We start from the raw sequence: 10966 nt of genomic DNA on the forward strand, positions 1-10966 counted from the left end.
ATATCCAGCCAACAACCACCCTTCTCCGCCGCGCCCGTAACGACAAACGCGACAGAACCGCCCTTGTGACAGAGACGCCAGCGCCTCGAAAAAACAGTAGCTGGCGCGAAAGCAGTGAGCTAAAATTGGGGTTAGCCCTTCGCCCACCCTTTCTATCGAGGAGATATCTTCCGATGACCAAGTAGTCTCTGCTCAGCCCGGCTGAGACGCTTCCCGTTAAATTCTTGCGTCCTGAAGATTACTATGCCTGTCATCAACCTCGTTAATATTTCTTTTTCCTATGCAACTGTCCCGGTGCTCAATGATGTCACTTTGCACGTCAGCGATGGTGAGCGCGCCTGCCTGGTCGGACCCAACGGGTGCGGCAAGACTACGCTGCTGCGTATCGCTTCGGGCGATCTGCTGGCACAGCGGGGCAAAGTCGAGGGAACCGAAAGGGAGCGCTTCCGGGTTCCCAACGTCGAACAGTTTGATGGTAGCGTCAGCGACTACCTTGACGTCGCGCTGCGTCCACTTCGAGCCGTAGCCGACCAGTTTGCGGAGGTAACTTCGCGAATCGGCGAGGGCGGCGCACTTGGCGAGTGGGAACAAGAATATGATCAGCTGCTGACCCAAATGACGGGTTTTGATATTTGGTCGCTCGACGCTCGGGTGGCCGAAGTGCTGGCCGGGCTCGACTTGATGTCTTTCACAAGGTCGGGGCGGAACCGGGAGCTGTCCCGGTTGTCTCCCGGTCAACGCGGCAGGCTGCATTTAGCGGCGACCCTCATCTTGAAACCGGTAGTGTTGATCTTGGATGAACCTACCAACCATCTCGATGCTCAGGCGCTCAGTTTTCTGACGCAAACGGTCAATAGCTGGGGCGGTCCGGTCCTGATGGCCAGCCATGATCGGGCTTTCATCGAGGACACCGCCACGGTTATTTACGATATGGACGTGGAGGTGTTCAATGCTTTGGCAAAGGCCGAAGGGTCGGGCGAAACCGCAGGTCTTTACCGTTGCGCGGGGGCTTACTCCGACTATCTGGCTGAAAAAGCCCGTGCCCGCACCAAGTACGTGGAACTACACGCTGCCCAGCAAGATGAAGCGCGTAAGGTGCGGAGGCATCGGCAGGCGGCGGGAACAATCTCTCGTGGAGGTGTGCGGCTCGCCAGCGCTCAAGGCAAAGCGAAGAAGTTTTTTGCCGACCGTGCCGCCGCGACCGCCACACGTCGGATACGAAACGACGACCAGCGCTTGGACACCTTAGCGGCGCGAGAAGTGCGCAAACCTCGTAACTATGAATTGTCCTTCGCGTTTGCCCAGCCTGCCAAGCGCGCCGGGGTGGCGGTATCTGTAAGGCTTGCAAGCGTGGAACAGCGCCTCGCGCCACTCAGTTTCGATGTCGTTTATGGCGAGCACCTGCTGGTCACCGGCGCCAACGGGTCGGGGAAATCCACACTCTTGAACTGGATAAACTCTGGACAGCCCCCCGCTGACGCCTCGGCAAGCGGAACCATCACACGCGACAAAGCGGTTAGCTTGGTGCCCCAACATTTACCGAGAGTCCGTGATTTTGGATTCACCACCGAAGTCTGGAGAGGGGGAATCGGCAAAGCTGGGAAAGGAATCTTGCACCCCGCAATGTGGGCAACCCCTATCCCCGAACTGTCTGCGGGCAACCAACGCCGCGCACAAATCGCCCAAGCCTTGGCCTCAGCCCCTGCCATCCTCATCATCGATGAGCCGACCAATTTCCTCGACCTCGACAGTATGCAGGCCTTGGAAGATGCGCTAAGCGAGTGGAAAGGTACGCTGATTATCGCCAGTCACGACCGCTGGCTCATCGACCATTGGCGAGGCTCACAACTAACAACAACCCGATAGTTTCTTCCACTTTCTGATCTTGGTGCGAAACGTGGTAAACGGCGCGACAGTGTTGATATGTATCCACTTCCACACCGGCCACGCCGACGGGGTAGAGGACGCCCACGCCCGCTGCCCTGACTCGAACAACTCCGCTTCGGTCAGACCGTTGACCAGTTGAACTACTTCATCCAGCAGGACTTCAAATCGATTAATCAAATCATCAACAGCGTTAGTTTCCCAACTCTGATAAAACGACTCATACAGACCTCTCAGCTGATTCCATTTAAATCCCGGCGCTGGAGTTACCACCGTAGCGCCAGCCTGTTCCTCACGCTCCCACCCCAGCAACAATTCCATCCAACCGAGCTGGTAAGCAATCATCTGACGGGGCGTGCGATCCACCCCCATCAACCAGCTGATCCCAACCTTCATCAGGCACTTCAGCAAACTCGCGGATAACTAAACCACCGCGCTTAGCAATCTCAGACGCCAACGCAGCACCAGACTCATAGGTTCTCACCGCAGCCCCCTCTTACAAAGCAGCCTAGCCCATTATCTATCTAGGTATTCTAACTCGAAGACCTGCCTGACCAGGAGTAACACGAGATTTAACCCAGTTTCGAGGAGCACTGCACACGCAATTTGATAATGATTATCGTTCTCATTTATAGTAACGCTTATGAAACTAATGAAGATTGTTGCAATTGCGTCAGTAATGACTGTGGCCCTGGCTGGCTGCGGAACCGATTCCGGCGATTACGACCATAAAGGTCAAAAACACGGCGATCACGGCGTGAGTTCCACAGGAACAGAAACCTCGAAAGCAATGCCCCGCGTTATCGTGGCAACCGAGAACGGGGTAAGTATCTTTGATGAGAACCTTAAGAAAGTTACGGATTTTGAGCTCACATCACGCCCGTCGTTAACAACGGCACATGACGGTCGTCACGTAGTGGCTAACCGCCAACACGATAACGAATCGTCCATCATCGATGCGGGTGCGTGGAAGCAGGAACACGGCGATCATTTCCATTTCTATACTGGAAAGCCAGCACTGCTGAAAGAGGTTGTTGAGGGTAATAAACCTGTTCACGTGGTGCCGAATCCGCAAGCGGGGGCGACCGGTATTTTCGCTGATGATGATGGCGCCGCTTCCCTGTTCACCACCGAGAATTTAGAGACAGGTCAGCTTGATGGTCTCACTCGTGTCAAAGCCAACTTGCCGCATCACGGCGTAGTGGTTCCGATGCCTGAAGGTCACTATCTCGTGAGCGCCACAGCACAGGAAGGCACCGCATTGCCCGACACTATTGAACTGCGCCACGGAGAGACTGAGGTAGAGAAAACCTTCACCTGTATGCGCATGCACGGCGAAGTTGCTCGCGGCACCAACGCCGCCTTCGGCTGCGCTGACTCTGTACTTGTTATCAAGAACGGCAAGGGTGTCAACATTCCTACTCCTGACCTTGGTGAGGATCGCGTGGGTACTTTCGTAGCTAATGCGAACTTTTCTACATTGGTCGGTAAGGCTGGCGATAAGCTCGTCTTCGTTGGTGACAATACCACCAAGACTGTCGGGGTGGACGAGGGCGTGAATATCTCGAATCTCGCTATCACACCTGACGGTCATGTGATTACACTCGGAACCAACGGCAAGCTCTACGTCTTTGACGAGACCGGCACCCTTGAACAAACCATGCAGGTGACCGGTGAATGGGTAAAGCCCAGTGGTCACGGCGGCATTGCCCCCGGAGTTGCTGCTGGCAACTACGACGACGCTAACACCGTGTGGGTCTCTGACCCTCTCGCTGGAAAAGTGCACATGATTGACCTCTCTACTACGACCGAGACTGCCACTGCGGAGGTTGCGGGTCAGCCGACATCGCTGGCGGTCACGAATGTGAGCTAGCCACTCGTTGCTTGTTGCGCATGTTTTCCTAACGAACAGTGTGCCCTCTCTAGACAGTTGAGGGGGCACACTTTCACCTATAGTCCAGGGAGTAGAGATTTTCTAGGTACCCCCGAACCTAGACTATCTGGGTGTCGATGCGCGAAGGAACCAATGTGACCGAGTTCATGCCCTCACGACGAACTTGCCGGGAATCCCGACGAATTGCCTCCGCATCCAGCTCGCCCTCGGCATAGATATTGCCAATATGCTCGACAATGTTAGACCTTGAACTCTGAAAGAGCTATGCCATCTGCTGTTGCGTGAGCCAAACCGTCTCGCCCTCAAGCCTGACCTCAATAGTTACGGAGTTGTCTGGGCTCTGATAAATCAGCATCTGTCCTTTTGGTTCATCGGTTTGGCTACCGTCCCTTGTGGTCATGGCACTCCCCCCTGCGCAAATACTGAATAGACGTTGCGGTCATTTGCGGTTACTCGTCATGAACCGACTCATAACACATCAATCACTAAGTGTTTCCTGTCGCAATCGTTCGCGAATTTCCTGATTAAGCAGGTTTTTAGGGACGCCTTGTATCGCGCCTTCAAGAGCTAGTAACGAGTGCTGGCAGGTGAATCGGGGGTGAACACGCCACCATGCTTCTACACTGCCAACTTCGGACAGTTTCGCAGGTGTGTCAATCCCCGCCTCAATAAGTGCTTGCGCTAACTTTGGCCCAATATTTGGAAGATCAGTCAAGTCGTTCATCAGCGCTCCATTTCTCCAGACCAAAAGCACTCTCAGCACAGAAAGAACCCCGGGCCCAAAACCTTCCACCAGTTTCTGCAACGATCAATGTGGGAATAATCATGTGCTATCAATATACCCGCTAACGCAACCTATTTTTGGCTTAAGTAACATTTCGTGTGTCTTTATTTCGGGTTTTTGCGCGGTATTGCAGCAAAAGGTAGGTGTTGGTGGGTTTTTTGTTTCGTGGAGCGGGCGACGGAGGTTTTTTAAGGCGTTCCGGCGGCGCAATGCCCACTGGGCATTGCTTTTATGCCGCCTCCACCGTTTTCGCGACGGCTCACTCTCGCTACGCTCGATGCCGTCGCGCAACCCGGTTCGATTCCCGTCGTAGCCCCACAGATTGACTAAAAGCCGGGCTAAAGCCCGGCTTTTAGTCAATGGAGCGGGCGACGGGAATCGAACCCGCCTTTACAGCTTGGGAAGCTGTCGTTCTACCGATGAACTACGCCCGCGGTTCAAACTACAACAGTATGCCACATTCTAGCAGCAACAGCCAGAAACTCTGTTCCCCCATTGCCGAGGGGTAAAAATTGTCGATACCCCGCCCGCACTCCTCATCTTCACTTAGCGATAGCCTTCACGAAATACAAAATGCCCACAAAACCAGCACTTTACCGCATAAAATCGGGGATTTCCCCTGGATATTCCTCCCAGTACGCTTCCGCCTCGCTCGCTAAAACATCCGACTCACCCCGGCTGGCGTCGTCGGCGATTCCTACCGTGTGAAACCCGGCCGCGTTCGCCACCCGAACCGCATAAACCGCGTCTTCAAACACCCAAGCGTCCTCCGGTACGCTGCCCATCGCCCCCGCAGCCTGCAAGAACATAGTCGGCTCGCGCTTGTGCATCCCCGTCTCCGAAGAGGCGAAATACTGCGTGAACATCTCCTCAATCCCCAGACGCCGAAAAGCCGGGCGAATCAGACCCTCAGAACCGGAACTCACCACCGTCATCGGCACCCCCGCTTCAGCCAGCGCCTCTAGGAAACCCCTGGCTCCGGGCTTGAGCTGCACATCCTCGAGATAGCCGGTATAGACCGCATCTTTGATACCGTTCACGACCTCGCTAACCGTTACGTCCAACCCGAAGCGCTGGTGTACCAAGCGCGCCGACTCGGGCAAAGTCATCTCAAAAAATTGCGCACCCAAGTCCTTATCAACCTCAATCCCCAAGGTCGTCAAGTATTTTCCGGCTGCCTCCCGCCACAGCGGCATAGTGTCGAGCAGCGTCCCGTCACAATCGAAAATCGCGCCTTTAATCATGCCCTCAGGATACCTTCCCAACTTCCGTCCCGGCGCGCATCCTTTCCGGCCTGCACCACTAAACCGTGAAATAACGCCAGTTCCTCCACCGTAAATCCCTCCGAGCGCCACGCCGCATCGCGGGCCTGACGCGCTTGTCGATAGGTCCGAAACTCGCCCAAACCAGCTGCCGCCAGTAATCGGCGCGCATAGGCATCGAAAATAAAAACCGGGCGGTCATAGGCATAAAGTAGGATGTCATCGGCCGTTTCCTCACCCACTCCCGGGACTTGCAAAAGGGAGTTGCGCAACGTTGGGGTGTCCATCTCACCAGCCCGGTCATCAGTTTTTATGTACCATTCGGTCAAGTTTTTCAGGTATCTCGCTTTCGCGCGCATGAAGCCGCTGGGTCGAATGAGTTTCTCCAGTTCGCCCGGGGCGACCCCCGCCAGCCGCAAGGGGTCAAGCAGTCCTTTCTTCCGCAGGTTCTCTAGGGACTTTTCCACGCTGGTCCAGGTCGTGTTTTGGGTAAGCACGCTGCCCACCAGGATCTCGAACTTTGTTTCCGCCGGCCACCACTTTCCCGCATCTCTCACATTGCGTTGCAAAATCTCGAACAGCTCACGAAAACCCGAAACCCGCCCTACCATGCTTGTCATGAAGAACCGCCCGGAGAGACTATTGACCCGAAATCTGCAGATCTCGTGACGAGACCATCAGCAGTCTGCCGCTGGTGAAAGAAACGGTGGCGAACTGTCCGGTGATTTCGTTGGAAACCCCGCGTGTTGAGCCGCGAACCAGAGTAAAGTCCTCGACCAGGTAGCGCGTCCCTGTCAGGGTGAGACCCTCAACATCGCCGTCAAAAGGAATCAAGCCGAAATAGTGGTAGTCGTTGCGGGGCACCGTATGTGTCCCCGGACCCACCAGGGACACCATGTTGTAGCCGTCTATCCAGCGCAGCCGGGCGGAAGTGTGGGCGAATTTCGCCAAAATACCGAGGTTTCCTAAAGTATGATCCAAGCGTCCCCCCAAACCGCCAATGACATCTATGTGCCGGTAGCCGCGAGAATACGCCAGATCGACCGCCGCTTCAGAATCCGTTATTTCCTTGGCGACGGGGAGAATTATCACTTCCACGCCATCGCCGGGTACAGCGCCGCTGGGAGCTTCGAGAGGTGTAGCCGCCAAAGCCTCGGGAGAGAGGGTGCGTCCGTCCGCGAACTCGGTCTGACCTGCCGGACGCGGCGAAGAATCGAAGTCGCCGATGTAGACGTCGGGGACAATCCCCAAATCCCGCGCCACATCCTGACCTGAATCCCCACAAATCACCATCTCGTAGACCGAAAAATCCCAGTCGTCAGCGCACAGCGCACGCAGCCCTTGCACCCCTCCGACCACCACCAAACAACGCGAGTCAGCTGACACAGCGCCATTTTTCGCCGAATCGTCCTGGTTTTCGCCCATCTTGGTCATGGAGTCATTCTAATCTGGCTCCCACGAAGCCCGGAAAATATGACAGATGTCACCCATTTTTTGTGATTGCGCACACTACCGGCCCAAACGCCGGGGCACAATACTTGGATACATGAACACAACCACTACAGCTGCCCTGCAGCTCACTCATTTGCATAAGCACTTTGGGAAAGTCCACGCGGTGGACGGCATCGAACTTAATGTACCGACTGGTACAGTTATGGCCCTACTGGGGCCGAACGGCGCGGGGAAAACCACCACCCTGGATATGGTTCTGGGGCTCAGCGCACCGACCTCCGGACAGGTGCAGGTTTTGGGCGTAAACCCGAAAACCGCGATTTCCCGCGGTCAGATTGCCGCCGTCCTGCAAACAGGGGGCCTGCTTAAAAATATGTATGTCTCCGAAGTTGTCCGCTGGATTGCCGCAGCTCACGGCCGGGATGTTGATACCCTGGAAAACCGCGAGCGGGTGATACGCGCAGCAAACCTGGAGCCGATTCGCAAACGTAAGATTGGGAAATGCTCCGGCGGGGAACAACAGCGGATTAAATTCGCGCTGGCCCTGTTGCCTAACCCGGATTTATTGATACTCGACGAACCGACCGCGGGGATGGACGCCAACGCGCGCCACGACTTTTGGGAAGTGATGCACCGTCAGGCACAAAACGGAAAGACCATCGTCTTTGCCACCCACTACCTCCAAGAGGCCTCGGATTATGCCGACCGTATCGTGGTGATGAATCACGGAAAAATCATCGCGGATGCCAGTCCGGCAGAAATTACTGCCCAGCGAACGCGCAACGTGTCTTTCCAGGTTGACCCCTCGCACCTCAACGCGCTTGCCGCTCAGATACAGGAACACTGGCCCCAAGAATCTGTGGAAATCAAAGACGACAGAATGTACCTTTCGGTACAGAAATCGGATGATTTCGCACGTTTCATTCTTTCTCAACCCGGTGTGAGCCACTTGGAAATCGTCCCTCCCTCTATGGAGGACACTTTCTTTACCCTGACCAGCAACTAAGGAAACCTCATCATGAACACGAAAATATTTGCTCTGGATTTAAAGCGAATTCTGCGCTCACCCGAAGTACCCATGTTTGTCATTGGACTTCCGGTGGTGATTTACCTGATTTTTGGGGTCGCCGCAACCTACGCCAAGGAAATGGTCGCCGACACGACTGTCAATTGGGCCTGGGTCATTATGGTCAATATCGCCGCCTACGGAGCCATTATCTCCACCGCCAGCTTTGCTGCTGGCACCTCCGTGGAAAAGATTCAAGGTTGGGGACGCCAAATCACACTGACTCCCCTGAGTAACGGGAGGTACCTGGGTACCAAAATCGCCTTGGGAGCGCTGCTGGCGGCTTTGCCCGTGGCGGTCATCTTCCTGTTGGGTGGTCTGACTCAAGCCAAAGCGGAGCCCTCTGCCTGGATTATCTCTGTCTTGGTGATTCTGGGCGGATCACTCACTTTCACCCTCTACGGTCTGGCTTTCGGACTGTTGCTGCATTCCGATACAGCCGTCTCTATCGCCTCGGGACTGACCACCCTGTTTGCTTTCATAGCGAATTTTTTCATGCCCCTGGGCGGATGGCTGCTGGATTTCGCGAAATTCATGCCGGGCTACGGTTACGGAATTCTCGCCAGATATGCCGGCACTAACGGAAATCAGATTACTATGGACGGAAAGCCGTACACCGAAAACCTAGGAATTGGCATCGTGAACTTTGTAGTGTGGATCTTGATTTTTGCTCTTCTGGCACTGTGGGGCTATCAACGTTCACGGAGGCACGCATGAACCCGAAATCTTCCCCTGCCCTTACCGCGGACGGTCGCAGTCTCACCAGTTCGCCTTCGAACTCCTACATTTTCACGAGCACCTTCATGAGTCTCGTATGGCTGGGGTTCCTGTACTTTCCGATTAGTCGAGCCCTGACCTTACCCCTGGGGCCGAAGATAATTTCCCTGATATTGACCACCGCATTCGCTCTGGCTTACGTAGCTGCTTTTTCACTCTCGTGGCGCAAACCAATCATGGGAGAGCGTAACTTCCGCTACTTCGACGGCCGGCACCGCCTACGCAAGAGCGACGCCATAGCCTTTGCAGTACTTGTGATGACTACATTGCTACAGGTGGCAGTGTTAGGACCGCTGAAATCCTTGACTTTCCTGCCGTTTATCGCTGCTGCCGCGCCTTTCACCCTGCCCCAGGCGGCTGGCTACATTGCCGGAGCCTTGACGGTTTTAGCCTCCTTCCTCATCCCCCGTTTTGTATCGAATGGTCAAGAATATTTTGGTCTCTCCATCTCCACCTCAGCGGTGTTTATGTTCGTGGCGGGAATAACTTTCTTTATCGGTTCCAGTATTGAAAGCCAGCGCCAAGCCAGAACACGAGCGATTTTGGAAGAACGCGAACGCGTAGCCAGGGATGTACACGATGTCCTGGGTCACACCCTTACGGTCATTGCCCTCAAGTCCGAACTGGCCGGAAAACTGCTGGAACGCTATCCCGGGCGTGCCCAGGCGGAACTGCACGAGATTACAAACCTGGCGCGGGAATCAATCGAAGAGGTTAGGCAGACTGTGGCGGGGCTCAAAGTACAGAGTTTGTTCGAAGAAATCGCCGCCGCGTCTCAGGCATTGGAGAGTGCCGGTATCGGCTTGCAGCGGGAGGGCAGCGCCTGGCCAGACCTCGACTCCATCCCCGCTGTGAACCAAGCGATTTTTGCCTGGGTGATTAGGGAGGCCACCACCAACATCATTCGTCACGCGGCTGCCAGCCAAGCCACTATCAAGTTAGACCGGAGCAACCTGACTATCACCGATAATGGAGTGGGGATTCCCCCCGATGCTGCCGGACACGGCCTGGAGGGACTCAAGGCTCGCGTGGAACAGGTCGGGGGAATCCTCAGTATAGTAGGGAAACGCGGGCTCGCGAGCACCGCGGGCGCCACGGAGCCGCAAAACATCCCGGAGACCGGCACCGTAGTGGAGGTAAAGCTGTGATTAGCGTGGTATTGGCCGATGATCAAGCGCTGGTGCGCGGAGCGATTGCAGCACTGCTGGAACTCGAAGGCGACATTGAGGTAGTTGCCCAGGCCAGCAATGGTCGCGAACTCCTTGATGCCGTCCAAACCCACCACCCCCAGGTTGCGGTGGTGGACATCGAGATGCCCGACCTTGACGGAATCGCCGCCACCAAAGCCATCACCGAGACCACCGCCGATACCAAGACGCTGATTTTGACGACTTTTGGGCGTCCCGGCTACTTGAAACGTGCTTTGAGCGCCGGCGCCAAAGGCTTTATGGTCAAGGAAACTCCCGCCGAAGAACTCGCCGCCGCAGTCCGAACTATTGCCGCCGGTGGCACGGCTGTGGACCAAAAACTGGCCACCGAATCCCTTTTCGAGGGCGATAATCCCCTGACTGAACGCGAGGTGGAAGTCCTGAAAATCGCCGAACAGGGCTTGAAAGTCCAAGAGATCGCGGCTCGGGTGTACCTCTCACCTGGCACGGTACGCAACTACCTCTCGAGTGCGATCAGCAAAACTCACACGGACACCTCGGTGGGCGCGGCTAGAAAATCCCGTGAACTCGGATGGCTCTAAACACACCGCCTATGCGTCCGAGCACCCAGACTACCTAGAATAGGTAAGGCTTACCTAAGCATATTCTGATAGACTGGGAACATGAATGATGACAGTA

The 10966-nt window shown here is 55.5% G+C and carries 12 protein-coding genes and 1 tRNA gene; 6 read left to right on the plus strand and 7 right to left on the minus strand.

The genetic code is table 11. The features are described from left to right. Nucleotides 1-243: 243 nt before the first annotated feature. On the plus strand, nucleotides 244-1866 hold the full coding sequence (locus tag AC5LBQ_RS02075) for an ABC-F family ATP-binding cassette domain-containing protein (protein WP_493264482.1): 1623 nt from the start codon (nucleotides 244-246) through the stop codon (nucleotides 1864-1866). On the opposite strand, the gene AC5LBQ_RS02080 is transcribed toward AC5LBQ_RS02075, so the two are convergent. Beyond that, nucleotides 1849-2280: a ClbS/DfsB family four-helix bundle protein gene (locus tag AC5LBQ_RS02080; RefSeq protein WP_493264483.1), complete on the minus strand. Its 432-nt coding sequence runs from the start codon at nucleotides 2278-2280 to the stop codon at nucleotides 1849-1851. The genes AC5LBQ_RS02075 and AC5LBQ_RS02080 overlap by 18 nt on opposite strands. A gap of 247 nt (nucleotides 2281-2527) precedes the next feature. Between AC5LBQ_RS02080 and AC5LBQ_RS02085 the strand changes: the two genes are divergently transcribed. Then, complete coding sequence (locus tag AC5LBQ_RS02085; RefSeq protein WP_493264484.1) at nucleotides 2528-3757, plus strand: hypothetical protein; 1230 nt, start codon at nucleotides 2528-2530, stop codon at nucleotides 3755-3757. A 283-nt stretch (nucleotides 3758-4040) separates the two neighbouring features. Here the strand turns inward: AC5LBQ_RS02085 and AC5LBQ_RS02090 are convergent, their stop codons facing one another. The 6 genes from AC5LBQ_RS02090 to AC5LBQ_RS02115 form a co-directional block, all read right to left on the minus strand. Continuing rightward, nucleotides 4041-4178, minus strand: coding sequence for a hypothetical protein (locus tag AC5LBQ_RS02090; RefSeq protein WP_493264485.1), 138 nt, complete (start codon nucleotides 4176-4178; stop codon nucleotides 4041-4043). Between the two features lie 78 nt (nucleotides 4179-4256). After that, nucleotides 4257-4502 (minus strand): TfoX/Sxy family protein, encoded by a 246-nt coding sequence (locus tag AC5LBQ_RS02095; protein ID WP_493264486.1) that lies wholly within the window; start codon nucleotides 4500-4502, stop codon nucleotides 4257-4259. Between the two features lie 420 nt (nucleotides 4503-4922). Continuing rightward, a tRNA-Gly gene (locus AC5LBQ_RS02100) sits at nucleotides 4923-4996 on the minus strand. 159 nt (nucleotides 4997-5155) lie between these two features. Further along, a complete protein-coding gene (locus tag AC5LBQ_RS02105; RefSeq protein ID WP_493264487.1) occupies nucleotides 5156-5806 on the minus strand; it encodes an HAD family hydrolase in 651 nt (216 codons plus the stop codon). Next, a complete protein-coding gene (locus AC5LBQ_RS02110; protein WP_493264488.1) occupies nucleotides 5803-6444 on the minus strand; it encodes an endonuclease III domain-containing protein in 642 nt (213 codons plus the stop codon). The genes AC5LBQ_RS02105 and AC5LBQ_RS02110 overlap by 4 nt, the downstream gene beginning before the upstream one ends. Before the next feature lie 19 nt (nucleotides 6445-6463). After that, nucleotides 6464-7258 carry a thiamine diphosphokinase gene (locus AC5LBQ_RS02115; protein WP_493264489.1) on the minus strand — a complete coding sequence of 265 codons (795 nt, stop codon included), beginning with the start codon at nucleotides 7256-7258 and terminating at the stop codon, nucleotides 6464-6466. 112 nt (nucleotides 7259-7370) lie between these two features. On the opposite strand from AC5LBQ_RS02115, the gene AC5LBQ_RS02120 reads away from it, so the two are divergent. The 4 genes from AC5LBQ_RS02120 (at nucleotide 7371) to AC5LBQ_RS02135 (ending at nucleotide 10869) form a co-directional block, all read left to right on the plus strand. Beyond that, nucleotides 7371-8282: an ABC transporter ATP-binding protein gene (locus AC5LBQ_RS02120; protein WP_493264490.1), complete on the plus strand. Its 912-nt coding sequence runs from the start codon at nucleotides 7371-7373 to the stop codon at nucleotides 8280-8282. Nucleotides 8283-8294: 12 nt separating this feature from the next. Next, nucleotides 8295-9059, plus strand: a complete 765-nt coding sequence (locus AC5LBQ_RS02125; RefSeq protein ID WP_493264491.1) for an ABC transporter permease — start codon at nucleotides 8295-8297, stop codon at nucleotides 9057-9059. A gap of 86 nt (nucleotides 9060-9145) precedes the next feature. Continuing rightward, nucleotides 9146-10267, plus strand: a complete 1122-nt coding sequence (locus AC5LBQ_RS02130) for a sensor histidine kinase (RefSeq protein ID WP_493264492.1) — start codon at nucleotides 9146-9148, stop codon at nucleotides 10265-10267. Next, nucleotides 10264-10869 (plus strand): response regulator, encoded by a 606-nt coding sequence (locus AC5LBQ_RS02135; protein WP_493264493.1) that lies wholly within the window; start codon nucleotides 10264-10266, stop codon nucleotides 10867-10869. Before AC5LBQ_RS02130 ends, AC5LBQ_RS02135 begins: the two co-directional genes overlap by 4 nt. The last annotated feature ends 97 nt before the right edge of the window (nucleotides 10870-10966 follow it).

Source organism: Mobiluncus sp., assembly GCF_985070215.1.